The sequence below is a fragment of the Allobosea sp. FBZP-16 genome, assembly GCF_002831785.1.
GTDB lineage: Bacteria > Pseudomonadota > Alphaproteobacteria > Rhizobiales > Beijerinckiaceae > Allobosea > Allobosea lupini.
On the sequence record NZ_LNCQ01000022.1, the window covers coordinates 500,708 to 526,719 of the forward strand.

Here is a 26,012-nt window from a genome sequence, read left to right on the forward strand (position 1 = left end):
GGGTGTGCTTCCACCCCCCTTATACCCCCCGCAGGGTGGAACACCCTGGCAGGGGCTGGAAGCCCCGCCGGCGTCCCAGCCCTGCCAAAAACCAAGAGCGCCACGGGCGCCATCATTTCAGAGAACGGAGCAACCAAAGTGACTGCCACCTACATCACCGCCCCCGAAGACCCGAACGACACGACCGAGTACCGTCGGATACTAGAAGACCTGCGTGCCACGGACGCTGACAACGACAACGAGCCTGCACCACGGCGCGCGCACTCAACGAGCCCGCGCCACCGCGCATGGCAGGAAGCGTTTGCCCCGCTGATGGACTGGAAGCGCCTACGCGAGGCGACAGAAGCCGGCTCGGTGGGAAGCAACTGGATGCTGGCGCCCGGCGACTCCGCTGCGCCGACCAACGCGGAGGCTAGCCTGCCGAAAGACTTCTCCGAGGAGACGCTTATTCTAGCCGCTTCCTATGGCGTGCGGTGGAAGCAGGTAGGCGGTCGGCTCGTTCCGGCCGACGGACAGATTGAGTATGATGCGGCCGGGCGTCTCATCCGTTGCGGTGCGCTCATCATTGCCGGCGAGCCGATCGCGGCCAACGATGACGAAGAGCCGAAGCCCCTGCCGGTGGCCGACGCCGACAAGGTGGAAGTGATAGGCGGCGTCAAGCGCCCGACCGAACGTGAAGATGATATCGACGATCCAGAGGACCGGGCTGACGACCTCGCGGACATACTCGGACGCAACCTCAACCCGACCGAGTCCATTGACCGCGGCAGGCGCTACGGCGCGAAGGTTCGTAGCGGGAGCATCGTCGGAATCCTGCACCGGACCAAGAACAGCGACAAGGTCGTGGTGCGTACCGAACCGCGGAACGCGGACGGTCGCTATCGCCCGCGCAAGGGCAAGCGGCCACCGGCAGGGTACGTCATCCCGCCGGACGAGGTCATAGACTCGCAGCGGTTTCTGCCGCGCCTTCTTAAGGTGATGTCGGCAGAAGCAGTCATCGTTCTAGACTTTGCGCTTCGTGCAGCGAACCTGGCTAACATCGGCGAGGTATTCGGCAAATCAGGAAAGAACGCGGAGCGCGTCGGCAAGCAAAAGCTGATCGAAGCTTGTGCAGAATTTGAGAGTGCCGTGAAGCAATTCGCCGAAGAGGATGGGGCGCGGCAGCAAGCAATAGCGGCTTGAAGTCCCTTTTTTGCAGGGTGCGACCCTTATAGGTAGAGGCGGATAGTTCTTCTCCGTTCCGACTGCCTCTACTGACCCGCTGTTTCATGCCAACGGGTCTTTTTTATTCTGATCGTGCGGCGCCGGGATGGCGCTGTTCGATGGGGCTTGAGCGCGCCTGGTGTCTATCGGGTTCAGGCGCGCTCGCCCTGTTATTTCAGCCAAAAAACCTTCAACTGGATACTATTCCAATGCATGCCTCGCATTGGGGCGACCGCGTCTATAGACGCGATGCAGCCGCGCGATGTTGCGGCCTGCACCCCAAGAACCTCGATACTTTGATTATTCGGATGCGTAGCGCCGACGTTCTCTTTTCGGAGCGTAGGGGCGGTGCGCGTGTTTTCTCTGCCCGTGACATCTGCGTCTTACGCATTGCTTGGGAGCTAGAGCAGGCCGGTCAGACGTGGCTGACAGCCTTGGCGCGCGCCTTCGACAATCTCCAGGCGCCGCCCCCAGAGCACGCACTGCTGATCACCCCGGCCAGTTCGGTTTCGTCGAAGTCCTCATGGATCACGACGGTTGCGCCGCAGCCCGGCGACAAAACCCTGATCACAATCCCCATCGGCCGGTTCTGCGCCGAAGTTCTCGGAAAGCTACGCAGTGAATTGGTGGCCGTTTAGTCGAAAATCCGACGCAGTGTCGGAAACCAAGGGCGAACTGACCGACCCCGACAGCGAAAGCTGGGCCGCGCTTCTAGCCGGCTCGCTTCCATCCGCGTCGGGCGTTGCCGTCAATGCGGAAACCGCAATGGCTTCACCATCGGTGAATTGTGCGGTGACGCTCGTCACCTCGAGCATCGGTCTGTTGCCCTGCAAACTCTATCGCAGGGCCAACGACGGCAAGGAAGTCGCTGACGATCACCCTGCCGCGCCTCTCGTGCATCGTGACGCAAACGACTGGCAGTCAGCCGGCGACGTCCGCGAAGCCATCACAATGGATGCGCTGCTTCACGGCGACGGCTTCGGCTTCGTCACAAAGGTCCGCAACCGGCCGGTGGAAGTCCTTCGGCTGAAACGTTCCGACGTGACGGTTGAATGGCTCGACACGGGTGAGCCCCGCTACTTGGTTGGCGAAAAGCGCTACAAACCCGACAGCATCATCCACCTCCAGGCGCCATCGATCGACGGCAAGACCGGGCTCGGTCTGCTGCGCTCCGGCAAGGACGCGATTGGGCTGGCCATCCTCTTGGAGCGTCAGTCCGCCAGGCTGTTCCGCAACAACAGCAAACCGGGCGGGCTCCTGTCGGTGAACGGGCAACTCAAGCCCGCTGCGGCTAAGCACATTCTGGAAATGTGGAACACGACGCAGGGCGGCGACAACGTCGGCTCGGTGGCTATCGTCGATAATGACGCTAAGTACACCCCGGCAGCGTTCACTTCGGTCGACAGCCAGCATCTCGAACAGCGCAACTTCGCAATCGGCGAAATTGCACGCCTGACACGCGTACCCGTGACGATGCTCCAAGAGCTAAGCCACGGCACGTTTGCAAACACGGAACAGCAGGCCCTGCAGTTCTTGCAGCTTTGCCTATTGCCCTGGCTCAAGGCTTGGACGGATGCTTATCGCCGCACTCTCCTGACCAAGGAAGAGCGCAGCGAATATAGCTTTGAATTCGTGGTCGACGACATCTTGCGCGCCGACACCGCGACCCGGGCCGAGGCTTACGCCAAGTTCCGATCGATGGGCGCGTTCACCGCGAACGACGTCCGGCGGCTGGAGTCGATGCCCGCGCTGCCAGGCGGCGACGAGCTTCAGAACCCGTACACCACACCCGGCAAACCGGTGAACTCAAACGAACCAAAGGATAAAGATGCCGCAGCTTAATACAGGCGCGACAATCGATCTCGACACTAAATCCGTCACTCCTGACGGATTTTTTGTTGGCTACGCAAGCACTTTCGGCAACACCGATCGCGGCGGAGACGTCTTGATGCCGGGAGCATTCACGAAGAGCCTGCAGAAATACCCGGCTGGTCGGGTAAAGTTGCTTTGGCAGCATAATACAGACGAGCCGATTGGCGTCTGGAAATCGCTCACCGAAGACGGACACGGCCTGAAGGCAGAGGGGCAACTCCTGCTTGAGACGGCGCGCGGTCGTGAGGCCCATGCGCTCATGAAGGCTGATCAGCTAGCCCTCTCGATCGGCTTCAAGACGATCCGAGACGAAGTCGATCGCAAGAGCGGCGTTCGCCGTCTGCACGAGGTCGAGCTTAGGGAAGCGTCGCTTGTGACATTCCCGATGAACGAAGACGCCGTGATTAGCGGCGTCAAATCCAACAACAATTCTTTCCGCGCTCTGGTCGAAGCAATCAACTCGGCCCGCGCTACTTTCAAGGACTAACCATTGTTTATCGATAAAATTCCTGCCGACCTCGAAACCAAGTCGGACGACACCGGCATTGAAGAAGTCAAGGGCGCGCTCGCGGGCCTGACCGACGACGTGAAGGCCCGCCTTGATGCTATGGAGGCCCAGATCGCCCGCCCGAACCTGAACAAGGGCTCGAAGGACGAGACGACCGACGAGCAGAAGGCCTTCGCCGAATACCTCCACCGCGGCGACGCTGCTCCGGAGGTCAAGACCCTGACCGTCTCCAGCGATCCGGGCGCTGGCTATCTCGCGCCCGTCGAGATGAACGCCGAGTTCATTCGAAACCTTGTCGAATTCTCACCTATCCGCCAGTATGCGAGCGTCCGCACGACGTCTGCCCCGGCTGTGCGCTATCCCAAGCGGAACTCAATCACGAACTCGCAGTGGGAAGGCGAGCTTGAAGAGTCGCAGGCGTCCGAGCCCACCTTTGGCCAACTCGAGATTCCGGTCCACAAGCTGACGACGTTTGTCGATATCTCGGAAGAGCTTCTGGCGGACAGCGGCGGCTCGGCTGAGCAGGAAGTGCGGCTGGCACTGGCCGAAGATTTCGGTCAGAAGGAGGCAATCGGCTTTGTCAGCGGTTCGGGCGTCAAGCAGCCCGAGGGCTTCATGTCGAACGCGGACATCGCGGCGACGGTCAACGGCCACGCGACCAATCTGTCTGCGGATAAACTGATCGACCTTCTGTATTCCCTCCCGGCCTCCTATCGGAACGCATCCGGCGCGGCTTGGGCGATGAACGGCACGACCCTGGCTGCCGTCCGAAAGCTCAAGGACGGGCAGAATAATTTTCTGTGGCAGCCATCCTACCAGGCAGGCCAGCCCGAAACCCTGCTCGGAAAGCCGGTAGTCGAGATGGTCGACATGCCGGATATCGCGGACGGCGCCTTCCCGGTAATTTATGGCGATTGGTCCTCGTATCGGATTCTTGACCGGCTGAATCTGTCCGTTCTCGTCGACCCTTACACTCAGAAGCGTAACGGCGTCGTCCGCATCCACGGCACCCGTCGTGTTGGTGGCCGCATTCTGCAGGCCGCGCGCTTCCGTAAGCTCAAGACCGCGACCTCGTAATCGCAGTCTGCAATTGGGCGGCTTCGGCCGCCCGCTCCCCCTATTCAAGGAATTCATATGCGCGACATTTCGCACAATATCGGCGCCGTCAACGCGCTCTCGCCGGCCGTTCAGGCTGCTTCCGTCAACGGCAACGCCATTGACACCAAGGACTTCAACAGCCTCGCCTTCATCGTCAACACGGGCGCGATTGCCTCAGCCGGCGACTTCTCTGCCAAGCTTCAGGAATCGGACGTTTCCGGCAGTGGCTACACTGATGTTGCGGCGGGTCAGTTCGACAGCAACGCTCCCGCCACGCTCGCCGCTGATGCCACCTACAAGCTCGGATACCGAGGCAACAAGCGTTGGGCTCGCGTCGTGCTGACTAAGGCCGGCGGCACGAGCATCGCGGCTGGTGTGGTTGCTGTTCTCGGCGACGCTGCCAACAAGCCCGTTACGTAATTCGGCGCCTGGTCAAGAGGGCGTTTAGCGGTTCGTCCGACAGCAGATAGGCAGCCTCCCGGGCGCCAAAGCAGTTCTTTAACGGGTCAAGGCTTCCACAATCGCGAGCACCAGCGGGCACACCTTTCCCCCGCCAAGGACTCATTGCCCAACCGCGTTAGGTAACGGGCACGGCCAGTCGGTACGCAGGACGCTGCCGGCTGGCCACCTCATTCAGGATTATCATGCCATCAGCAGCACCGAGGTATTGCACCTGCGGTCGACACGTCGTGCCCGCTCGCCAGTCATGTCCATGCGCTAAGGCTCGAGCCGAGGCGACACAGACCGCTAGGCCATCAGCATCGGCACGTGGTTACGACTCCAACTGGCGGAAGGCATCGAGGGCATTCCTTGCCCTGCCTGGCAACGAGCGCTGCGCCTGTGGGTGCGGCAAGCCTGCGAACGTGGTCGACCATCACGTCGCGCATAAGGGCGACCAGCGCCTCTTCTGGGACCGATCGAACTGGCGCGCGATGAATGTCGCGTGCAACTCGCGCAAGGCAGCCCAGTCCGAAGGCGGATTCGGCAACCCGCGTCGATCGCAATAATATTGCGTGAAACAGCAACAAAGTTGCGTGAAACATGTTGCAAACGGGCAACATGTGCCATTTTGGGGCGGGGGGTGGGTCGCGACGCCGCTAGGGGGCTAGGGACCACGCCGCCCCCAACGCTCACGATGAATCCGTATTGGGCCATTCTCAAAGCTGATGAATGGCAGCATTTCAGCAAGTTTTGATTATGGACATTATCACACTAGCAGAATTTCAGGCGCATACCCGCATCTCCGACGATACGGAGAACGAGGAAGCGCAAGCCCTAGTCGACGCGGCCAACGGTTACGTAACGGGCCTCATCGATCCGGCCGACGATTACGACCCGCCGGCTGACGTTAAGCTCGCTGCGCTTCAGATCGCCGCGCATTGGTGGGAACGCCGCGAGACGGCAGGGCCTGAGGCCCTTTCAGATATCCCGCTCAACGCCTCCGCAATCCTTGTCAATCATCGAGCCTGGAGCTTCGGGCGGTGACGGCAGGGCAGTTGCGATATCAAATCCGCTTTCAAGAGAGAGAGGAAATCGAGGACGAGTACGGGAACGTTTCAGGTGGCTGGGCAACCAAATTCACCTGCTTTGCCGGGTTCAAATTCCTCCGCGGCGGCGAAGAGGTCATGGCCGGGCGCCTGGCTGGTAAGCAGCCCGCTATCATCACAGTCCGTTCCAGCGACATCAGCCGGCGCGTCGATACCGCTTGGCGCATCCTCGATCGTGAGGACCAGGCTTGGAACATCCGCGCCATTACCGACCCCACTGGCAAGCGCGCCTGGCTTGAAATACTTGCCGAGAAGGGAGTGGCCACATGAGCCATCATACCCGGGGCCGCAAAGCCGCGCCCCAGCCGATCGCTGACGCCGTCCGCAAGGTTCCACCAGCGCCGAAGCACTGGCCCGTCGCAGCGAAGAAAGAATGGAAGAGGGTAATGCCCGTACTCGTCGAAAGGCGAGTTCTTTCGCAGGGAGACCTGCATGCTGCTGAGCGCTTCTGTGAAGCCGCCGCGGATATTGCCGCTGCGCGAGCCGCGATTTCGGAGAGCAAAGAGTACATCGAGAATGCCCGCGGTGAGCTTAAACGCCACCCGGCGTTCGCCACCTTGCGCGAGGCCACTGCTGAATCCCGACGTTGGGCAGCAGAGCTTGGCCTTACCCCCGCGGCTCGTTCCCGCGCCGGCGTCCACGAAGACGACGAAGACAATCCGCTAGACCTTTAATGTCACGACCCGCTTGGCTGTTTGACGACAGCCCGATTGCGGACCCTCTCGGCTACGGCGAGCGGGCCGTACAGTTCTTGCGCGCCCTGAAGCACCCGAAATCCAGGCTACCCGGGCGCGCCTATCAGTTGGATCCATGGGTAGAGCGCTTGGTGCGCCGCATCTATGGCCCCCGCGATGCAGATGGCCAGCGGCAGGTCCGCACCGTCTTTGCCATGGTGCCCCGAGGTGCCCGGAAAACTTCTACTGGCGCAGCACTGATCGCGCTTCACACGTTCGGCCCGGAGCGCATTGCCAACGGCCAGGTGGTCAGCGCCGCCGCTGACGCCAAACAGGCCCTTATCGCGTACGATGAGGCGCTAGGCATCGTAACCGCCATGCCCGAGGTGGCAGCGAAGCTCAAGGTTCTGGTCGGCACGCATAAGATCAGGCACCCGAAAAAAGGCGCCACGTATGAGTCCATCAGTTCAGACGGCGCCACGCAACACGGCAGGACGGTCAACTTCCTGCTCTCGGACGAAGTCCACGCCTGGAAAAAGCGCGACCTATGGGAGGCGCTGAAAACCTCTCTGGCGAAGACCGCGGAATCGCTTCACGTCATCACGACCACGGCAGGCCGAGGTCAGGATAATCTGGCATTCGACCTTGTCAGCTATGCTCGCAAGGTGGCCTCTGGCGAGATTGTAGACCCGTCGTTTCTGCCTGTCCTGTTTGAGCCGGACCCTAACGCAGACTGGCGCGACGAAGCCGTGTGGCATGACGTCAACCCCGGGCTCGCGCTGGGATATCCCGATCTGAAGGGGTTGCGCGCCATGGCGCGCGAGGCTGAGAGCCGCCCCTTCGAACAGGATGCGTTTCGCCAGTACCATCTGAACTTCTGGCCGGACCACAGCGCCAGCCCCTTCGTCGATATGGCGACATGGGACGGCGGTAGCGACCCGATCGACATGGATGCGCTAGAGGGCGAGCCGTGTTGGCTCGGCGTCGACTTGTCGAGCAGCACTGACCTTTCCGTCGTGTTAGCTGCCTTCCGCGAAGGGGACGACACGATCCTTGTGCCGCAGTTCTTCGTGCCCAAGGACAACCTGCGCCAGCGCCAGGACGCCACTCAGGCGCCTTATCTAGACTGGGTAGCGAAGGGTTATGTAACGGCTACGCCTGGCAACGTGATCGATTTCCGCGCGGTTGAGCAGCACATTCGCGATCTCCACGACCGCTATGACGTTCGCGAGATTGCGATGGACCCGGCCATGGCGCGGAACCTGCTCAATAATCTGCAGGAAGACGGCCTAAACGCCATCGAGTTCCGGCAGGGCGCGCTGTCCATGATGCCTGCCATTGCCGAGTTGGAACGCCAGGTTATCGCGGGGCGCGTCAAACACGGCGGCAACCCGGTCCTGCGCTTCTGCATGGCCAACTGCGAAGTTGAGAGCAACTCCTACGGCCACAAGGTCCGGCTGACGAAATCAAAGAAGTGGCTGTCTATCGACGGTGCGGTCAGTGCCTGCATGGCAGCATACCGGGCCAGCCTTGGCGGCGGCGAGGGCGGCAGCCTTTACGATACCGACGATTGGAAGTCGATTTATGCCAGATAGTTCATTGCCGTTGCAGGTCGCCGTGGTGGCGGCCCTGCGCGGCTCTTCTGCGCTCGCGCCCTTGGTGGCCGGGCGCATCTACGATCGCGTGCCGGAGAACCAGCCGCAGCCGTATGTCGCCATGGCGTCGTGGTTCGTCCGCGAGGATGGATCCGACTGCGCCGACGCCACCGCGGTCTCGTTCCTTGTCGAATGCTACAGCGATAAGCCCGGGCGCAAAGAGGTTGGCGATATTGCCGGCGCCGTGAAGGACGCCCTGCATAGGCTCGAGCCGGTGGGCGGTGAGGTGCTATGGCGGGATACCGTCTACAGCACGGAAGACACGCTGGTCAGCCATGCCGTGGTGCGTTTCGAGGCACTGCTAGATGGCTAAGAGCGCAGCCAGCGTCGCGCGCTTCAAACGCCGGCTGGAGCGGATCCCGATAGAGGTTCGCTCCGCCACTGCCGCTCAGGCGCTGATCAGCGCCAACAACGTCGCCGTCGCCCTCAAGGGCTCGTCGCCGAAAGTGTCGGGCGGCCTAGCCGGTTCGGTTCGGGTGGAGATGGGCCGCTACGGCGACGTCTTCCTTGTCAAGGCAGGCGGGCGCGCCACCACAAAGCCGGTACGTAACGGCGCGAAAGCGGAATTCGACTACTCGATTTCGACAGAGTGGGGCCGCAAAGAACAACCGGCCCGCAAGTGGTTTTGGCCAACGATCAATCATCGGGCCAAGAAAATCAAAGCCGATATTCAGAACGCCGCCTTTGCTGCGGCTAAGCAACTTTCCGATTAGGATTTACAATGACCGACGATATTCGATTCCGCGACAAGCCTAAGCGCACGGCTCGCGTTAAACTGTTCTTTGGCGACGACGAGCATGAGTTCGTCCTGAAGTTTGAGCAGCTCGAAGAGCTTCAGGACAAGCTCGACCAGGGTCCGATGCGGACGCTCATGAACTTCGAAAGCACCGACTGGTCGCCGAAGTCTGTGTTTGAGGTGATCCGGCTCGGCCTGATTGGTGGCGGCAAGACGCCTGCGGAAGCGTTCGCCCTGGCCAAGCGCTATTGCGTCGAGCGACCGCTAGGCGAATCCCTGCCGGTGGCGGGCGCCGTTCTCTCAGCTGCCCTTGTCGGCGTAGAGGTCGAAAGCGAGGAATCCGCGAATGGCTGATGACTCGCCAGGCGGCCTTGTCTTCGCCGTCGGCGCGAACATCAAGGCGTTAGAGCGGCAGATGAAGGCGGCCGGCGATCGAGCCGACCGCACCGCGAAAGACATCGAGGACAGGTTCAGGCGCGTTAACCCGACCATGAACCTGTCAGGCCTTCAGAACGCGATGAAGGGTTTCCTCGCGGCGTTCACCCTCGACAAGGTCATTCGCGGCCTAGCCGAGGCCAACAGCGAGCTTGTCCGGATTGGCGAGACAGCCAAGCGCGTCGGGCTCGACGTCCAGAGGTTCCAAGAACTTCAGTTCGCCGGTCGTACCAACGGCTTGACGAATAAGCAATTTGGCACGGGCATCGAGGGTTTAGCCGAGCGCCTGAACGAGGCGCGCCAGCAAGAAAACTCGCTGAGCAAGCTGCTCGACGAAAATAATATCAAATACAAGGACCGCCAAGGCCGCGTAATTGATATCAATACAGCGCTTGGACAGGTCGCCAACCTTACCAAGAACGCCGCCACTGAGTTCGATAAGATTAAGATTGCCGAAGCGGCCGGGCTAACCCGCGATTGGGTTCCTATGCTGGAGCAGGGCGCCGATGCTATTGCCAAGCAGGCCGCGGAAGCGCAGCGCACCGGCAACCTGATCGACTCGGAAATCATCGCTAAGGCGAAGACGTTCGAACAAGACTGGACTGCCGCGACTGAGCGCTGGTCCAATATGATCAAGGCCAACGCGGGCGGGCTTATCAGCCTCATTGATACGCTCATCGCAAAGGCCGGTGGCCTCGCCGGCACGATCGGTGACGCGGTCGACAAGTATGCCAAGCGCGTTTCCGCAGTTGCGGACATCGAGCAGAATGGTGTGCAGGGCGCCAGCCGAGGGAGCCTAGAATGGGCGATCGGCAAAGGCCGCGAACTTGGTGTTTCAGCCGAGGACATGGCTGCGGCAACGAAGCGCCTGGACGAGCTGCGCGAGCTTGATCGCGAGACAGCCCGGGCCGCTGGCTTTCCGCAGACCAAGGAAGCGCTCACCGTCAACGTCAACAAGTCCCCGACCAAGACCAGTAGCTTGTTCGACAAGGGCAAGGGCGGCGGTAGCAGCGACGAGGACCGCGTTACCAGTGTCGAGCGTTACGTTGACGCCCTGAACAAGGCGAAGGCCGTGGCGGAGGCCGAGAGGCAGACCGTTGGCCTATCCGTGATCGAGCGGGCGAAGGCTGTAGCGCTGGCGAACGGCCAGGCAGCAGCCCAGCGCGACGTCACAGCCGGCCTGCGTGAGACGGCGACGCTGACTCAGGATGAAAAGGACAAGATCCTTGGCATCGCTGAAGCTACGGCGAAGTGGAAAGAAGAAACCAAACAGGTCAAGGAATCCCTTGATTTTGCGAAGGATCTGACAACCGACGTCGCCAAGTCGTTCGTTGACGATCTGATGAACGGAACGAAGGCCGCCGATGCGCTCAACAATGCGCTGAAAAAGATCATTGCAACGTTGGCAAACAAGGCGATCGAAGGCCTGATTGGCAACCTTTTCTCCGGCGGGACGGGCGGAAGCATCTTCGGCGGTATCGGCAAGCTCTTTGGGTTTGCCGACGGCGGGCCAGTTGGTTCCGTCAACTCGGATTGTATGGAGGTGCTCGCGTGAGTGCTATCGCGACGTTTATTGAGCACGGCCGCGTGCACCTTGTGGCGGATGCCTGCTTCTATGACGAAGCGGGCACGCTGACGGCGATCGAGCCGAAGGTGTGGCCTGTGCCGCGAGCTAAGGCTGTGTTCTCTAGCCGAGGATCCCGATGGGCGTTTGACGCCTTTGAGATGGCTTGTGAATGCATCGAATACGATGGCTTCGACGAGTTCGTGGAAAAGCTTGACGACATTTTCGCAGCGTTCGACCTGGTGATGGGTGAACTCCTAGGAGAGATCGTAATCGCCGGCTGGTCCGATCGCGACGGCGTCGGCCGCGTCCTATTCCGCAAGACCTATCATCGCGAGGGCGATGATTGCGCGCCCGGCATCATCTACGTGCTAGGCAAGCGCTCTGGCTTCGGCGTCGACCGTCTCGACCTTGGTGATGACTGGTCTGAAGAACGCGCCGTAGCGGCCTTCCAGCGGGCACGAGAGGGCTTGGAGGATATTCGGTACGGTCTCGGTCCCGAGCCAGTTCTACGGCATGCCGTAGGCGGCTACATCGGGCATGCCGTCGTGGGACCGGACGGGGTGTCCGGTAAGGTTATCCACGGCTGGATTGAAGACGAGGTAGGCCGCAGGATCAATCCGGCTGGCCTCAGAGACGCGGCATGATGCCCGACAACCGCAGCGGCGTAGTTCGGGGCGAGTGGGGTGGCGCCATGCGCCGCCTCCGTCTTGCGATAGGCGAACTCGAGGAGCTGCAGGAGGCGACGGGTGTCGGAGCGTTTACGCTGACGCAGCGACTTGCAGCGAACGATTGGCGCGTTGCGGATGTGCGCGAGACAATCCGCTTAGGATTGATCGGCGGCGGGATGGGCGTGGAAAGCGCTGATCGCCTCATCGACAGCATGTCCACTATGGACCTTCGACTAGGTGTTCCGGTGGCGATAATCGTACTCGCCGCCGCCCTCACCGGATCGCCCGAGGAACAGCAGTTTAAGCGCGCCCACAAGTCGGGCGGTTCGGGACCCGAACTTCCTGAAGGCAGGCTTCGCTTTGGTTCGTTCTATCGAGCGGCGGGGGCGATAGGCGTTTCCGTCGCCGATATGCGAACAATGACGCTGTGGCAGTTCAACGAGGTTGTCGACGGATTCGTGGAATCGAAGACGGACGGCAAGGACGCCGGCCTGTCGCAGATTGAAGAGGATCAATTGGGAGCGCTTCTAGCCGCTCCCATATAGACGCCGCCTAGCGGCAACCGGCCCGTTACGTCGGATGTAAACGGACGGGCCGGTTTTTGTTCAGAAAAGAAGTGCTAGGACGTCGTCTAGCGTTGCGTCGTATTCGCGCTGGCTGCAGCCGAGCACGACAACGTTGCGATCGTCAGTGACCATGTAGCCGGGGCCGTATTCAGCCCTCGTCCAGTGGCGAGCTGGCGTCTTGGACAAGCGGAAGCCCTTGGCAGCAAGAGCGCGGCGGATGTTGGATTCAGTCATAGCAACGGTTCCTCTGTGAGGGTTGAGACCGTTGCGTTGCGTTGACCTGGGCCGGTTGTCAGTGCCGGGGCAGGCGCATCCGTGGATGCAGCGTCGAATAGATAGGATCGAGGACGGGCAGCAGTCAAGGGCGCCTATTTAAAGCGACCTCCAGATTTGCGCTTAACGTCTTTGACCATCGTCTTGAGGCCGCCCTTGGCCAGTTTGAGCATTTTCGCGTTGTGTTCGGCGATGACCCTCTCTCTGTCCTCGGGACTCAACCCGGCGAGCAATCTCTTAATCTCCTGCTCCGGAGTCTCTTTCTTTGGCGGCTTGCTGCCACCCTGCTTATCGCCACTCATCCACTGCTCCCCCATTTCTCACAGCGTCACGTAACGGCATGACGCGGTCAAGTTTTCAGCGCAACTCCCGGGCCGAGTGGATCCACCCCCGGCTCGACGAACTGAACCCCAGCCGACTCCAACGCCGCCCGTATGGCTGCGAGGTTGTTGGCGATGGGAACGCGCTTCCCTGCTTCGAAATCCCGAACGGTCGACGGCGAGACGCCAGCGCGTTCCGCGAGCTGCGGCTGCCGCCAGTCTTTGAGCGCGCGAGCGGCGCGGCATTGATCAGGAGTGATTGTCATGCCCGCTTTTAACACGCGCGCCAGAAACAACAAGGTTGGTGTTTCTAGTTGACATGCTTCTGAGGTTGGTGTTTTTTAATGAGGTTAATTTTTCCTCAGGAGCAACACACATGGCCAGCATCGGTGGTTCTTACAACCCGGACGCCGAACCGTCCTCGGGCTATCAGCCCCTTCCGGCCGGTGAGTACGCGCTCGAGATCGTGGAGTCGGATTACGACGTCAATGCCAGGGGCAATGGCATGGTGTTGAAGTGCAAGGCCCAGATCGTCGGCGGCGCGTATGACTGCCGCCCGTTCTACATCAACTACAACTTAGAGCATGAAGACGACCAAACGCAGGAGATCGGACAGCGTGACTTCGCTGGTCTGCGCCGGGCGACGGGCGTGCTCAGCCCAAGCGACACCTCGGAGCTTCATTTCAAGACCTTCCGCGTGAAGATCGGCCGCAAGGTCCGCAAATCCACTGGCGAGCTTGAGAACGTAATCAAGCAGTACCTGTTCGGCGACGAACCCGACCCCGAGCCCCACCGGCCGGGGGTAAAGGCCGCCGAGTGGCGGAAGGCGGCGTGAGCGTCGCTGGCGATCTCTCCGCGCCGAGGCTAGTGTACCCCCGCGAATATCGTGGGGGTACAGCCGTGGCCAAGTTCATCGTTATCGCATTGCTGGCAGGGGCGGCTGGCGCCGCTGGTGGCGTCGCTGCGACATGGGCCACGCCGTCCAAGCCGGTTGACTGCGTCGTGCGCGTCGACCCGCCGAAGGACATCACGGCGGACGAACTCAAGAAGTTGCTCAAGCCGAAGTAATGCTTGTGATCAAATTGATCATAAGCATCAGCGACGCGGCCCTAGCAGCAGTTCATCCGCTGGCTTTGCGCCTTCAAGGATCAGGTCGGCCCACTCCTGCGCCAACTCGCGCCGCCGGTCGATATGGAGGGCTCGATTGTAAGCGCCTTCGACCTTGTTCTCAGGGACGTGGGCTAGCATCAGATCAATGATGGCTTTGTCAGCCTTGAAGCGCTCATTCATCACGCTTGAGAATGTCGATCGCCAGCCGTGCGGCACATGGTGGCCGTGATACCCGGCGCGGTGCAGTAGATAGCCCATCGCGTTCTCGCTCATAGGCTTGTGCGCGTGACGCGTATTCGGAAAGGCCAGCGGGCCGCGTCCGCTAACCTTACGCAGCGCCTCTATCGCCTCGACGGCCTGTCGAGATAGCGGCACCAAATGGTCACGCGCCTCGTCTGACTTCTGACGCAGCTTGAGTTTCATTCGCGCGGCAGGGATCAGCCACATTGGTTGCGGGCCGGTTAGTTCCGCCCATTCCACCCAAGGTGTTTCCGCGAGCGCGCCAGGGCGAACGGCGGTCAATGCCAGAATACGGAGAGCCAGCTTCGTGACGGGATGCGCGTGTTCCGCCTCGACCTTGTTGAGCATCACGCGCGCTGCTGCCAAGTCGGTTACCGCCGGTTGCCTACCCTTGATCAGAGGGGCCATTGCTTTCTGGACAACTGCTGCCGGATCGCCCTCTGCGCGTCCCGTGGAGATTGCATAGACGAAGACAGCGGACATGCGCTGCCGAACCCGGCGCGCGGTTTCGTTTGCTCCGCGTGATTCGATCTCTCTCAAGACAGCGATGGTTTCCTGTGCGCCGATCTCGCTGATCGGCACGCTGCCCAGCTTCGGGAACACCTCGCGTTCAAGGCTGTCCAGCACGTCGAAGGCGTGACGCTCAACCCATCCCGACTTCTGGAGCGCGTGCCATTCGCGGGAAACGGATTCGAAAGTGGTAGCTGCGCTAGCAGCACCGGCAAGGCGCTGCAGTTTCTTGGTGATCGATGGATCTTTCCCAGTGCGCAGTGTCGACTTTGCTTCGTCCCGCGCCTTTCGAGCATCTAAGAGCGAGAGGGCAGGGTATGGCCCTAGCGAAAGGAGCTTCTCCTTACCGCCGAATTCGTATCGGTAGCGCCAATGCTTGCCGCCCGCGGGCGTTACGAACAGGTGCAAACCCGCCCCGTCCGTGAGCTTGAAGGCCTTATCCGCGGCCTTTGCCTTGCGAATTTGCGCGTCCGTGAGCATGCCCGATTCCGCCCAGATACCCGGTTTCCAAAGCTTATACCCGGTTTTGCACCCGGATTGAAGCCGGGTATCACTGGCAACGAGTGGGAAGGATCGGGAAAATGGGTCCGCAGAAAATCCCGATTGTGTAGCAGTTGCAATCGGTTAAGCGAACAATCGGGAACGCTTGATAACGGCCAGTGGCGGAAGGGGTGGGATTCGAACCCACGGTGGGCTTGCACCCACGGCGGTTTTCAAGACCGCTGCCTTAAACCACTCGGCCACCCTTCCGGCGCCCCGTCATTGCCGTTCCCTGTCGATTTTTGCAAGCCGCATGCGGAGCGATCGTGGCAATCTTTGCCCATACTCCGGAGAATACGCGCATTTTCAATAGCTTGCGGCAATGCTCCGCGCATCTCGTCAATCCGCACCGTGAAGCCCGTTTGGGCGTTGCGGCTCGGTCACGCTCCACCGAAAAATGGCGACGGAATGGTGGCGGATTGACAGCTGCCGCATTTCCGACACCTTTGTGCCCGCCCAAGGGCGGTGCTGGGTTTCCGTTGACGGTCATGCGTTCGCGCTGCCGCCGCTTAACGATCCCTTAATGGAATTGGTCGAAAACTGCGTCCTTGCCACGGTGGTGGCTTGGGCGGCGCAGCGTTTTCGGCGCGACGAACAGGAATGCGGCATGATGCGAGGCACGAGCGCAGCGGCGGAGACCTCCCCTGTGGCCGAGTCCGGCGACGCCCCTCGTAGCTCATCGTCCTCCCTGTCCACGGCGACCCGCCTCGGCTGCGTCGTGCTGGCCGGCCTGTTCCTCGCCAACTGCGCCAACAACCAGGTTGCCCGCCGCGGGAAATCGAAAGAGATCGGCGCCTTCCCGTCCTCGAAATACGGTCCCGCCAGCGCCCGCGTCGTCGAAGAAGGGCAGCCGGTGCCGAAGGGCGGCGGCCGCGAGTTGATCGGCCGCAGCTACACCGTCGCCGGTAAGCGCTACACTCCTTACGAGAAGCCGGTCGGCTACACGGCCGTTGGCACCGCCTCCTGGTACGGCGAGGCCTTCCATGGCCGGCGCACCGCCAACGGCGAAGTCTATGATCGCATGAGCATCAGCGCCGCGCATCCGACCATGCCGCTGCCGGCCTATGCCCGCGTCACCAACGTCACCAACAGCCGCTCGATCATCGTGCGCGTCAACGATCGTGGCCCTTTCCATGGCGGCCGTGTCATGGACGTCTCGCAAAAGACCGCCGATGCGCTCGCCTTCCGGCATCTCGGCACGGCGCGCGTCAAGATCGAGTATCTCGGCCAGGCCTCGCTCGCCGGCTCGGACGACCAGATGCTGCTCGCCTCGCTGCGCACCGACGGCTCGCCGGCCTCGATCCCGGGCCAGAGCAGCCGGACGATGATCGCGAGCGCCGCGTCTCAGGTCGATCTCGGCCGATCCGCGGGGCCGGATCTCGACGACGAAGCCGCCAGGCCCGCTCCCGCTCCGACGCCTGTTCGCGCTGAACCTGCGCCGGTCGAAGCGCAGCCCGTCGTCCAGGCCTACGCTCCCGAGCAGCCGCGGACGATCGCCGTGCAGAGCCCGATCGTCGCCAGCGTCGCGGCGTCGCCGTCTGCGGCGGGCGTCCCGATCAGCGGAGTCCGCCTGCCGCCGTCTCGGCCCTTCGATCTCGGCGCCGCCGCCCATGCCGGCAAGCCGGTTCCGGGCTTGCGTCCGAGTGTGACGACGACGCTGCCGGTGCCGCGCACCGCCAGCCTCCCTGCCGCCACCGAGAAGGCGCCGACCCTGCGTCTTGCCAAGGGCTCGCCGCTGTCCACCGGCACGAAGCAGCAGCCGCTGGCGCGGAATTGATCCTGTTGCGGGCTTGACCGCCCGGACTGGCACATCATCTGATCTCGATATGACGCAAGGTCGATCAGGGATGGCGCGCGCCCGCTATTTGCCAGCCTCCGGCGGAATTCTCGCAGTGCTGGCCCTGCTGCTTGCGCTGGCTCCGGGGCTTGCTCGCGCGCAGGCGTTCCAATCAGCCGCGCCCTACGCGATCCTGCTCGATTCCGCCAGCGGCGCCGTGCTCTACGAGAAGGCCGCCGACGAGCTGATGGTGCCGGCGAGCCTCGCCAAGCTCGCCACCGCCCTCGTCGCCTTCCAGGAGATCGCAGCCGGCAAGATGACGCTGGAGACCGAGATCTCGATCTCGGAGAACGCCTGGCGCAAGGGGGGCGGCGTCTCGGGCGGCTCGACCATGTTCGCCATCGTCAACAGCCGGGTGAAGCTCGGCGACATCCTTCAGGGCCTGATCGTGCACTCCGGCAACGATGCCGCGATCGCGCTGGCCGAGGCCGTGGCGGGCGATGAGGCGAGCTTCGCCAGGATCATGACCGAGCGTGTCCACGCGCTCGGCATGCCCAAATCGCAGTTCCGCAATGCCACCGGCATGGCCGATCCGCAGCAGAAGGTGACCGCGCGCGAGCTCGCCTTCCTGGCCGACCATATCGTCAAGACCTATCCGGAGCTCTACCGGATCTTCGGCCAGCGCGACTTCACCTGGAACAAGATCAAGCAGAGCAACCGCAACCCGCTGCTCGCCATGGATATCGGCGCCGACGGCCTCAAGACAGGAAATATCGACGAGACCGGCTACGGCCTCGTCGGCTCGGCCGTGCAGAAGGGCCAGCGTCTGATCGTCGTGGTCAACGGGCTGAAGAACGCGCGCGATCGCGCCAGCGAGGCCCGCAAGCTGCTCGAATGGGGCTTCCGCTCCTTCGAGCAGCGGCAGGTCTTCGCCGAGGGCGAGACCGTCGGCGAGGCCAGCGTCTTCGGTGGCGAGAAAGGGCGCATCGCGCTGAAGGCGAAAGGGCCGGTCAATCTGCTGGTACCGCGCGGCAGCAGCGAACGCCTCGCTGCTCGAATCGTTTATCGGGGGCCCCTGCAGGCGCCGGTGGCGGAGGGGACGGAAGTCGGTCGCCTGCTGGTCACGCGCGGCGAGATCAAGACGCTGGAGATCCCGCTCTATGCGGCCGAGTCGATCGCGGCCGGAAGCCTGCAGCAGCGGGCGTTCGATGCGCTGATGGAGGCCGCGACCGGCTGGGTCCGCAAGGCCCTGAAGCGGAGTTGAGCTTGGCCAAAGCTAAGGTGCAGCCTGCGACCGGGCATTTCATCACGCTCGAAGGCGGGGAGGGGGCCGGCAAGTCGACCCTCGCCAAGGCGCTCGCGGCGCGGCTGGAGGCGCAAGGGCTTACCGTCGAGCTGACACGCGAGCCGGGCGGCTCACCCAAGGCCGAGCGCATCCGCGAGGCGCTGCTCGCTGGGCGGATCAAGCCCTATGGTGCCTTCGCCGAAGCGCTGATGTTCCAGGCAGCCCGCATCGACCATGTCGACAGCCGGATCAGGCCGGCGCTCAAGCGCGGCGCCTGGGTGATCTGCGACCGCTTCATCGATTCGACCCGCGTCTACCAGGGCACGCTCGGCGAGATCGCCGGAGACAAGCTCGCTGCCCTGGAGACCGTCGCCATCGCCGGCCTGATGCCGGAGCTGACCTTCATCCTCGACCTCGCGCCCGAGACGGGCCTCGCCCGCGCCGCCCGTCGTCGCCAGCCGGGCGAGGCGACAGACCGTTTCGAGAGCGAAACGATCAGCTTCCATCGCCGCCTGCGCCAGGGCTTTCTCGACATCGCTTCCGCCGAGCCGCAGCGCTGCGTCGTGCTCGACGCCAGCCTCCCGCCGGAGGTGCTGGCGGATACCGCCTGGGAAGCGCTTTCCAGCCGGCTGCCCTTGCCGCAGATTGCGCCGGCATGATCGAATCGAGCAACGAACCAGACCGCCTGCCGAACGCGCCGCATCCACGCGAGACGCTGGCCCTTGTCGGTCACCAGCGCCGGGAGGAAGCCCTCCTGACGGCTTTACGCTCAGGCCGCATGCACCATGCCTGGCTGCTCGGCGGCCCGGAGGGCGTCGGCAAGGCGAGCTTCGCCTATCGCGCCGCCCGCTTCATGCTGGCCGAGGGCGATCCGCTGCGCCGCGCGGAAGATTCCCGCGATCTCGCCGTGCCCGAAACGGAGGGAGCCACCCGCAAGATCGCGGCGCAGTCGCATCCCGACCTGCATCTGCTGCGGCGCATCGCCAAGCCGGATGGCAAGAGCTTCACCAGCAATATCCCGGTCGATCTCGTGCGCCGGATCATCGACCGCTTCGGCTCCAGCGCGGGCGAGGGCGGCTGGCGCGTCGCGATCGTCGATTCAGCCGAGGACCTCGACCGGCCAGGCGCCAACGCCCTGCTGAAACTGCTCGAGGAGCCGCCGCCGCGCTGCCTCTTCCTGATCGTCGCCCATGCGCCCGGCCGGGTCCTGCCGACCATCCGCTCGCGCTGCCGGCTGCTCTCCTTCGAGCCACTCGGCGAGGCCGATGTCGCGCAGGCCGGCGCGATCGCACTGGAGCGCATGCGCCTGCCCTATGACGCCTCGGCGCTCCACCGCGCTGCCACTCTGTCCGAAGGCTCGGTCAAGCGGGCGCTGACCTATGTCGATCCGGAAACGCTGGCGCTGGTGGAAGCCGTGAGGGCGCGGCTCGACGCGCTGCCTTCGATCGATCTCTCGGCCCTGCTGGCGCTGGGCGAGGATGTCGCGGGCAGGGCGGGCGAGGCCGATTTCGCGGTCATGATCGAGACCGTGCAGGGCTGGCTCGGCGCGCACCTTCATGCGCATGCCGCCGCCGGCCCGGCCCGGCTTGCGCCCCTCGCGGAGGTGTGGGAGAGACTTGCACGCGCCGCGAACGAGGTCGAAACCTACAATCTCGATCGCCGCCCCCTCGTCATGTCGCTGTTTCACGATCTGTCGGAGGCGGTTTCCCGTTCGCGCGCGGCCTGAAACCAGGAGCAGGATGCGAAAAGTGGAAACCGGTTTTCGCGCAAGTCCTGCTCTCACTCTTTGACGACCGGACAGACCAATGGCCTCGGCCCCGAAGTTCTATCTGACGACTGCGATCCACTACACCAACGGCCCGCCGCATATCGGCCACGCCTATGAGATGGTGTCGGCGGATGCGATCGCCCGCTTCAAGCGCCTCGATGGCTATGACGTCTTCGCCATGACCGGCACCGACGAGCACGGCCAGAAGGTGCAGCGCACTGCTGCGCAGAACGGGCTCTCGCCCAAGGATTTCGTCGACGGCATCGCCGCGCGCTTCGAGGAGATGGAGCAGCGGCTGGGCTGCTCGTTCGACCGCTTCATCCGCACCACCGACACCGACCACCTGCCCTCGACGCAGGAACTCTGGCGCAGGATGGAGGCCAATGGCGACATCTACCTCGCCAAATATTCCGGCTGGTACTCGGTCCGGGACGAAGCCTTCTATGGCGAGGAGGAGACGACCCTCCAACCTGACGGCACGCGCCTGGGCGGGCAGGGCACGCCGGTCGAATGGGTCGAGGAGGAGAGCTATTTCTTCCGTCTGAAGGCCTATCAGGACAAGCTACTCGCGCTTTATCGCGACGTGCCGGACTTCGTCTCGCCGGAAACGCGCCGCAACGAGATCGTTTCCTTCGTCCAAAGCGGGCTCGAGGATCTCTCGATTAGCCGCACCACCTTCGACTGGGGGCTGCCGGTCGCGGGCGATCCCAAGCATGTGATGTATGTCTGGGTCGACGCGCTCAACAACTACGTTACCGGCTGTGGCTTCCCCGACGAGAGCGATCCGCGCTGGCACTACTGGCCGGCCGATGTCCACATCATCGGCAAGGACATCGTGCGATTCCATACGGTCTACTGGCCGGCCTTCCTGATGTCTGCGGGGCTGCCGCTGCCGAAGCGTGTCTTCGGTCATGGCTTCCTGCTGAACAAGGGCGCCAAGATGTCGAAATCGGTCGGCAACGTCGTCGACCCGTTCGCGCTCGCCGATATCTACGGCGTCGACCAGCTGCGCTACTTCTTCCTGCGCGAGGTCTCCTTCGGCCAGGACGGCAACTACAGCCACGAGGCGATCGTCGGACGCATCAATGCCGACCTCGCCAATGATCTCGGCAATCTCGCGCAGCGCTCGCTGTCGATGATCGCCAAGAACTGCGAGGGCAGGGTGCCGCCGGCCGGTGCGCTGACGGAAGGCGATCGCGCCATGCTGGCGCAGGCCGATGGGCTGCTGGCGAAGACGCGCGCGGCCATGCAGGATTTCGCCCTGCACGTCGTGCTGGCGGACATCTGGGCCGTGGTCGCCGAGGCCAACCGCTATTTCGCCAACAACGAGCCGTGGAAGCTCTCCAAGAGCGACCCGGTCCGCCGCGATACGGTGCTCTACGTCACGATCGAGACGATCCGGCAGGTCGCCATCCTGACCCAGCCGGTGATGCCGCAATCGATGGCCAAGCTGCTCGATCTGCTCGCGGTCCCGGCGGAGGCGCGCGACTTCGCCGCGCTCGGCGAGGCCGGCCGCCTCACCTCGGACACCGTGCTGCCGGCGCCGAGCGCGGTCTTCCCGCGCTATGTCGAGCCGGAAGACGGGCAGGCCGCCTGATGCTGATCGATACGCATTGCCATCTCGATTTCCCGGATTTCGCCGAGGATATCGCGTCTTACGTCGGCCGTGCCGAAGCGGCCGGCGTCGGCCGGATGGTGACGATCTCGACCCGTGTTGCTCGCTTTGACACCTATGCGGCGCTGGCCGAGCGTTTCCCCTCGGTCTGGTGCACGGTCGGCACGCATCCGCATGGCGCGCATGAAGAGCTCGACGTCACCGCCGGGCAGCTGGTCGCACTGTCGCGTCATCCGCGCTGCGTCGCGATCGGCGAGGCCGGGCTCGACTATCACTACGACAAGAGCCCGCGCGAAGCGCAGGAGCAAGGCCTGCGCACCCATATCGCCGCGGCCCGCGAGACCCAGCTGCCGCTGGTGATCCATTCGCGCGAAGCCGACGAGGACATGGCGGCGATCCTGCGCGAGGAAATGGGGAAGGGCGCCTTCCCTGCCATCCTGCACTGCTTCACCGCCGGTGAGATGCTGGCCAGCACCGGCGTCGAGCTCGGTCTTTACGTCTCCTTCTCCGGCATCCTGACCTTCAAGACCTCCGGGGCGCTGCGGGACATCGCCCGCGATATCCCGCTGGAGCACCTGCTGGTCGAGACCGACGCGCCCTACCTCGCCCCCACGCCTTACCGCGGCAAGCGCAACGAACCGTCCTATGTCGTTGAAACTGCGAAGGTTCTCGCCGAGGTCAAAGGCGTCTCCTTCGACGAGATCGCCCGGATCACGACGGAGAACGCCAGGCGCTGCTACTGGAAGATGGACCATGCGGCGCCTGTGGCGCGGGTTGCCTGAGGCTGGCGCCGCCGCATGAGCCTGACCGTCACCATCCTCGGCTGCGGCTCATCCGGCGGCGTGCCACGGCCAGGCTCCGGCTGGGGCGCCTGCGACCCCAACGATCCGAAGAACCGGCGCCGGCGCTGCTCGATCCTGGTCGAGCGCCGCGGCCTGAACGGCGCGACGAGCGTGCTGATCGACACCACGCCGGACCTGCGCGAGCAGCTCCTGTCGGCTGAGATCAGCCGGCTCGACGTGACCCTGTTCAGCCACGACCATGCCGACCACACCCATGGCATCGACGATCTGCGAGCGCTGGTGCTGCATATGCGCAAGCGCATCCCGGTCCACGCCGATGCCGCAACGGCCGTGACGCTGCGCCAGCGCTTCGGCTATCTGTTCGAGACGCCGCCCGGCAGCTTGTATCCGCCGATCCTCGATCTGAAGCCGCTCGCAGCCGGCGAACCGCTCGTGATCGATGGCGCTGGCGGACCGATCGAGACATTGCCGTTCCGGCTCGAGCACGGCCCGAACTATGACGCGCTCGGCTTCCGCTTCGGCGATTTTGCCTATGCGCCCGATGTCAGCGCGATCCCGCCAGAAGCGATGGCGGCGATGAGCGGGCTCGACCTTCTCGTCCTCGACTGCCTGCGTGAATCGCCGCATCCCAGCCACTTCAATCTGGAGCAATCGCTGGAAGCGATCGCTCAGCTCAGGCCGCGCCGCGCCATCCTAACCAACCTCCATGTCGATCTCGATTATGCCAGCTTGGCCAAGCGCTTGCCGGCCAATATTGAACCGGCGTTCGATGGCATGACGCTGACGGTCGAGAGCTAGGCCGGCCTCACGGGGGCATTTCCGGGCATCAATTCAAGTTCCATAATATGTCTTATGCGAATCGGATCTGGGCCTGCGGATCGCTTCTCTCCAACCCCTCCGCTCCGTCTTCCAACGCCTGGCGCAACCACACCAGGCGTTGAAGCAATGAGCCGATCGCGTTGAGTCTCCCCGCCATCGCGACGCGCAAGCCCTTCACGCCACCGCCAGCTCCGCCCGCTTCTCGGGAAACGGCCGGAAGCTCCACAGGACCAGCATCGCCGCCAGGCCGAGGACCCAGGAGCCGACATACATCGGCGCGTAGCTACCGAACCGGTCGTAGATCAGGCCGCCGAGCAGCGGGCCGGTCGACATGCCCAAGCTTCCGGCCATCGCCGTGCCGCCGATGATCGTACCCATCATCTTCAGAGGGAAATTCTCGCGGATGATCACGGCATAGAGCGGCATGGTGCCGGCGTAGATGAAGCCGACGATCACAGCGACCGCATAGAAGCCGGCGAGCTCGCCGACGAAGGCATAGGCCAGCACGCCGAAAGCCTGGGCCAGCAGCCCGAGGATCAGGACCCGCTGCGCGCCGAACCGGTCCCCCGCGACACCGAAGCCGAGACGGCCGAACATGCCGGCCAATCCCTCGACGCTGTAGATCGACACGGCCGCGAGCATCGGGATGCCACAGCTCACGGCATAGCTCACCGTGTGGAAGATCGGCCCGGAATGCGTGGCGCAGCAGAAGAAATTCGCCAGCATGAGCGTGATGAACTGGGGCGAACGCACCGCCTGGCCGACGCTCATCTCTTCTTGCGTGACTTCGGTCGTCTCGGTCTTGGCAGCAGCTGCCTCCAGCGCTGGCGGCCGGCGCACCAGGAGCGCCGCAGGGATCATCAGCACCGCCGCGATGCCGGCGATGATCTGCATCGAGGCGCGCCAGTGATGGATGGTGACCAGCCAGGCTGCGAGCGGCGCCATGGTCATCGGCGCCATCCCCATGCCGGCCGAGACGAGCGAGACCGCAAGGCCGCGCTGGGTCTCGAACCAGCCGGTGACGCAGGCCATCATCGGCGCGAAGACAGCCGCGGTCGCCGCACCGACCAGAAGGCCGAAGAGCAGCTGGAATTCGATCAGGGAATCCGCCCTGCTCGCGAGCGCCAGGCTCGCAGCCAGGACGATCGATCCGGTCAGCACCACCGGGCGCGGCCCATAGCGATCGGAGAGATTGCCCCAGGCCATGCTGGCTGCGGCCATGGCGAGGAAACCGATCGTCATCGCCGTCGAGATCCCGGTGACGGACCAGCCGGTATCCTGCGACATCGGCCGCAGGAAGACCGGCAACGAGAACATGGCGCCGACCGCGACGCAGCCGAGCAGGCCGCCTGCGGCGACGATCACCCAACGATAGGACTGGCTCATCACCTTCTCCGGGACGTTCGAGGAGCGCCCCGGTCAGCCGGACTGGCCCCGCGGGTGCGCTCAATGCCCCAAGGACGGATCGGCCTTGGCGAAGCCGACATCCCGCCGCAGCTTTTTATCGGGATCGGGCCGCCTCAGCCCTGCGACGGTTTCCAGTCGGCCGACGGGATGGTGTTGACCATCCACGGGATCCCGAACTTGTCGACGAGGGAGCCGAAGCCGGGCGACCAGAAGGTCTCGCTGAACGGCATCACGGCCCTGCCCCCGTCGGCCAACTGCTCGAACCAGCGCTGGCCCTGGGCCTTGTCGTTGGTGTGCAGGGTGACGTCGAAGCCGTTCTTCGGTTTGTCGATGTTGTGGGCCCAGGCGGTATCCATGTCGGCGCCCATCAGCGCCTGGTCGCCGACCTCGAGCCAGCAATGCATCAGCCAGTTCTTATACTTGCCGTCGGTGTCCGGCATGCCCATGCCGGGCGGCGCATCGCCATAGGGCATGGCGGCCGTGATCTTGCCGCCCAGCACTTTGGCATAGAACTCGAAAGCCTCGCGGCACTGCCCCTGAAAGCTCAGGCTGGTCACGATCTTCATGGTCGTCTCCCTTTTTTCGTCTGAGATCGGCGCGAATCTGGCGGCATCGACCGACCGAAACGCAGCCGGTTAGGCGGTGATCCAGCCGTCATTGTTCAACGGCGGCGCATGACGTGTTCGCCAACCGGCGACTTTACCCATGCGGCTCCTGCTCATCGCCAAACGCCCGCTGTCGAGCACGGTTCAGGCCGGCCGTTCTGCTGTCAGGCCGAACGGTCTATTTATGTTGGTATCAACGTACTAGGCCGACGAATGTCAATCTCCGCAGCCAACACTCCTGCCAACCCGTTGGCTTCAACGTCATGCAAAACGCCCGGATTTCCCGGCCGATTTCGGTTGCGGCGATCCTGACAGCCAGTTCGGCCGGCTGCCGGGGAGACCCTGCTTTGGTCGGGTTGCCATTCCGATATCGCAATGCGCTAATCTGACATAACGCCCGGCATTCTGCCG

General features: G+C 63.3%; 31 protein-coding genes and 1 tRNA gene. 25 read left to right on the forward strand and 7 right to left on the reverse strand.

All coding sequences use genetic code 11. The annotated features are described in order from the left end of the window. The first annotated feature begins 138 nt into the window (after positions 1–138). The 16 genes from CXY91_RS08635 (at position 139) to CXY91_RS08710 (ending at position 12,508) form a co-directional block, all read left to right on the forward strand. The gene (locus CXY91_RS08635; protein WP_158673322.1) at positions 139–1,182 is read left to right on the forward strand and encodes a hypothetical protein; all 1,044 of its coding nucleotides are present in this window, start codon (positions 139–141) and stop codon (positions 1,180–1,182) included. A gap of 140 nt (positions 1,183–1,322) precedes the next feature. Next, the gene (locus CXY91_RS30085; RefSeq protein ID WP_158673323.1) at positions 1,323–1,841 is read left to right on the forward strand and encodes a hypothetical protein; all 519 of its coding nucleotides are present in this window, start codon (positions 1,323–1,325) and stop codon (positions 1,839–1,841) included. 16 nt (positions 1,842–1,857) lie between these two features. Further along, positions 1,858–3,045 carry a phage portal protein gene (locus CXY91_RS08640; RefSeq protein ID WP_248307403.1) on the forward strand — a complete coding sequence of 396 codons (1,188 nt, stop codon included), beginning with the start codon at positions 1,858–1,860 and terminating at the stop codon, positions 3,043–3,045. Continuing rightward, the gene (locus CXY91_RS08645) at positions 3,032–3,562 is read left to right on the forward strand and encodes an HK97 family phage prohead protease (protein ID WP_100960396.1); all 531 of its coding nucleotides are present in this window, start codon (positions 3,032–3,034) and stop codon (positions 3,560–3,562) included. The genes CXY91_RS08640 and CXY91_RS08645 overlap by 14 nt, the downstream gene beginning before the upstream one ends. Before the next feature lie 3 nt (positions 3,563–3,565). After that, positions 3,566–4,660, forward strand: coding sequence for a phage major capsid protein (locus tag CXY91_RS08650; protein WP_100960398.1), 1,095 nt, complete (start codon positions 3,566–3,568; stop codon positions 4,658–4,660). A gap of 57 nt (positions 4,661–4,717) precedes the next feature. Next, on the forward strand, positions 4,718–5,101 hold the full coding sequence (locus tag CXY91_RS08655) for a hypothetical protein (protein ID WP_100960400.1): 384 nt from the start codon (positions 4,718–4,720) through the stop codon (positions 5,099–5,101). A gap of 750 nt (positions 5,102–5,851) precedes the next feature. Beyond that, positions 5,852–6,166 (forward strand): head-tail connector protein, encoded by a 315-nt coding sequence (locus CXY91_RS08665; RefSeq protein ID WP_100960402.1) that lies wholly within the window; start codon positions 5,852–5,854, stop codon positions 6,164–6,166. Next, positions 6,163–6,498 carry a phage head closure protein gene (locus CXY91_RS08670; protein ID WP_100960403.1) on the forward strand — a complete coding sequence of 112 codons (336 nt, stop codon included), beginning with the start codon at positions 6,163–6,165 and terminating at the stop codon, positions 6,496–6,498. The genes CXY91_RS08665 and CXY91_RS08670 overlap by 4 nt, the downstream gene beginning before the upstream one ends. Next, on the forward strand, positions 6,495–6,902 hold the full coding sequence (locus tag CXY91_RS08675) for a phage terminase small subunit P27 family (protein ID WP_100960405.1): 408 nt from the start codon (positions 6,495–6,497) through the stop codon (positions 6,900–6,902). The genes CXY91_RS08670 and CXY91_RS08675 overlap by 4 nt, the downstream gene beginning before the upstream one ends. Continuing rightward, positions 6,902–8,497 (forward strand): terminase large subunit, encoded by a 1,596-nt coding sequence (locus tag CXY91_RS08680; RefSeq protein WP_100960407.1) that lies wholly within the window; start codon positions 6,902–6,904, stop codon positions 8,495–8,497. Before CXY91_RS08675 ends, CXY91_RS08680 begins: the two co-directional genes overlap by 1 nt. A 4-nt stretch (positions 8,498–8,501) precedes the next feature. Then, positions 8,502–8,870: a DUF3168 domain-containing protein gene (locus tag CXY91_RS08685; protein ID WP_158673324.1), complete on the forward strand. Its 369-nt coding sequence runs from the start codon at positions 8,502–8,504 to the stop codon at positions 8,868–8,870. Further along, positions 8,863–9,270: a hypothetical protein gene (locus CXY91_RS08690; RefSeq protein WP_100960411.1), complete on the forward strand. Its 408-nt coding sequence runs from the start codon at positions 8,863–8,865 to the stop codon at positions 9,268–9,270. Before CXY91_RS08685 ends, CXY91_RS08690 begins: the two co-directional genes overlap by 8 nt. Positions 9,271–9,278: 8 nt before the next feature. Continuing rightward, a complete protein-coding gene (locus CXY91_RS08695; protein ID WP_100960413.1) occupies positions 9,279–9,647 on the forward strand; it encodes a gene transfer agent family protein in 369 nt (122 codons plus the stop codon). Continuing rightward, positions 9,640–11,283, forward strand: coding sequence for a hypothetical protein (locus CXY91_RS08700; protein WP_100960415.1), 1,644 nt, complete (start codon positions 9,640–9,642; stop codon positions 11,281–11,283). The genes CXY91_RS08695 and CXY91_RS08700 overlap by 8 nt, the downstream gene beginning before the upstream one ends. Next, positions 11,280–11,939, forward strand: a complete 660-nt coding sequence (locus CXY91_RS08705; RefSeq protein ID WP_100960417.1) for a hypothetical protein — start codon at positions 11,280–11,282, stop codon at positions 11,937–11,939. Before CXY91_RS08700 ends, CXY91_RS08705 begins: the two co-directional genes overlap by 4 nt. Continuing rightward, positions 11,936–12,508, forward strand: a complete 573-nt coding sequence (locus CXY91_RS08710; protein WP_100960419.1) for a gene transfer agent family protein — start codon at positions 11,936–11,938, stop codon at positions 12,506–12,508. The genes CXY91_RS08705 and CXY91_RS08710 overlap by 4 nt, the downstream gene beginning before the upstream one ends. A gap of 60 nt (positions 12,509–12,568) precedes the next feature. On the opposite strand, the gene CXY91_RS08715 is transcribed toward CXY91_RS08710, so the two are convergent. The 3 genes from CXY91_RS08715 to CXY91_RS08725 all read right to left on the reverse strand — a co-directional run bounded on the left by CXY91_RS08715 (position 12,569) and on the right by CXY91_RS08725 (position 13,388). Then, a complete protein-coding gene (locus CXY91_RS08715) occupies positions 12,569–12,763 on the reverse strand; it encodes a hypothetical protein (RefSeq protein WP_100960421.1) in 195 nt (64 codons plus the stop codon). Between the two features lie 134 nt (positions 12,764–12,897). Then, on the reverse strand, positions 12,898–13,104 hold the full coding sequence (locus CXY91_RS08720; RefSeq protein ID WP_158673325.1) for a hypothetical protein: 207 nt from the start codon (positions 13,102–13,104) through the stop codon (positions 12,898–12,900). Between the two features lie 47 nt (positions 13,105–13,151). Continuing rightward, positions 13,152–13,388, reverse strand: a complete 237-nt coding sequence (locus tag CXY91_RS08725) for a helix-turn-helix domain-containing protein (protein ID WP_100960846.1) — start codon at positions 13,386–13,388, stop codon at positions 13,152–13,154. 110 nt (positions 13,389–13,498) lie between these two features. Between CXY91_RS08725 and CXY91_RS08730 the strand changes: the two genes are divergently transcribed. Beyond that, complete coding sequence (locus CXY91_RS08730; RefSeq protein WP_158673326.1) at positions 13,499–13,957, forward strand: DUF669 domain-containing protein; 459 nt, start codon at positions 13,499–13,501, stop codon at positions 13,955–13,957. A 65-nt stretch (positions 13,958–14,022) separates the two neighbouring features. Next, entirely contained in the window at positions 14,023–14,190 is a 168-nt protein-coding gene (locus CXY91_RS30090; RefSeq protein ID WP_158673327.1) for a hypothetical protein, read from the forward strand. 27 nt (positions 14,191–14,217) lie between these two features. On the opposite strand, the gene CXY91_RS08735 is transcribed toward CXY91_RS30090, so the two are convergent. Continuing rightward, complete coding sequence (locus CXY91_RS08735; protein WP_100960426.1) at positions 14,218–15,462, reverse strand: tyrosine-type recombinase/integrase; 1,245 nt, start codon at positions 15,460–15,462, stop codon at positions 14,218–14,220. Between the two features lie 180 nt (positions 15,463–15,642). Continuing rightward, a tRNA-Ser gene (locus tag CXY91_RS08740) sits at positions 15,643–15,732 on the reverse strand. A 313-nt stretch (positions 15,733–16,045) separates the two neighbouring features. Here CXY91_RS08740 and CXY91_RS31105 point away from each other — a divergent pair. From CXY91_RS31105 to CXY91_RS08775, 7 genes are all read left to right on the forward strand, one after another. Further along, entirely contained in the window at positions 16,046–17,299 is a 1,254-nt protein-coding gene (locus tag CXY91_RS31105) for a septal ring lytic transglycosylase RlpA family protein (protein ID WP_282569367.1), read from the forward strand. 70 nt (positions 17,300–17,369) lie between these two features. Beyond that, complete coding sequence (locus CXY91_RS08750) at positions 17,370–18,563, forward strand: D-alanyl-D-alanine carboxypeptidase family protein (RefSeq protein WP_248307404.1); 1,194 nt, start codon at positions 17,370–17,372, stop codon at positions 18,561–18,563. Between the two features lie 2 nt (positions 18,564–18,565). After that, a complete protein-coding gene (gene tmk, locus CXY91_RS08755) occupies positions 18,566–19,243 on the forward strand; it encodes a dTMP kinase (RefSeq protein ID WP_100960430.1) in 678 nt (225 codons plus the stop codon). Next, positions 19,240–20,310 (forward strand): DNA polymerase III subunit delta', encoded by a 1,071-nt coding sequence (locus CXY91_RS08760; protein ID WP_100960432.1) that lies wholly within the window; start codon positions 19,240–19,242, stop codon positions 20,308–20,310. The genes tmk and CXY91_RS08760 overlap by 4 nt, the downstream gene beginning before the upstream one ends. Positions 20,311–20,389: 79 nt before the next feature. Continuing rightward, a complete protein-coding gene (gene metG, locus CXY91_RS08765) occupies positions 20,390–21,949 on the forward strand; it encodes a methionine--tRNA ligase (RefSeq protein ID WP_100960434.1) in 1,560 nt (519 codons plus the stop codon). Further along, positions 21,949–22,749: a TatD family hydrolase gene (locus CXY91_RS08770; RefSeq protein ID WP_100960436.1), complete on the forward strand. Its 801-nt coding sequence runs from the start codon at positions 21,949–21,951 to the stop codon at positions 22,747–22,749. Before metG ends, CXY91_RS08770 begins: the two co-directional genes overlap by 1 nt. A gap of 15 nt (positions 22,750–22,764) precedes the next feature. Beyond that, complete coding sequence (locus tag CXY91_RS08775) at positions 22,765–23,568, forward strand: MBL fold metallo-hydrolase (protein ID WP_100960439.1); 804 nt, start codon at positions 22,765–22,767, stop codon at positions 23,566–23,568. A 195-nt stretch (positions 23,569–23,763) separates the two neighbouring features. Here CXY91_RS08775 and CXY91_RS08780 read toward each other — a convergent pair whose 3' ends face one another. Further along, positions 23,764–24,975, reverse strand: coding sequence for an MFS transporter (locus tag CXY91_RS08780; RefSeq protein ID WP_100960441.1), 1,212 nt, complete (start codon positions 24,973–24,975; stop codon positions 23,764–23,766). A gap of 134 nt (positions 24,976–25,109) precedes the next feature. Then, positions 25,110–25,562, reverse strand: coding sequence for a VOC family protein (locus tag CXY91_RS08785; protein ID WP_100960443.1), 453 nt, complete (start codon positions 25,560–25,562; stop codon positions 25,110–25,112). Positions 25,563–26,012: the final 450 nt, after the last annotated feature.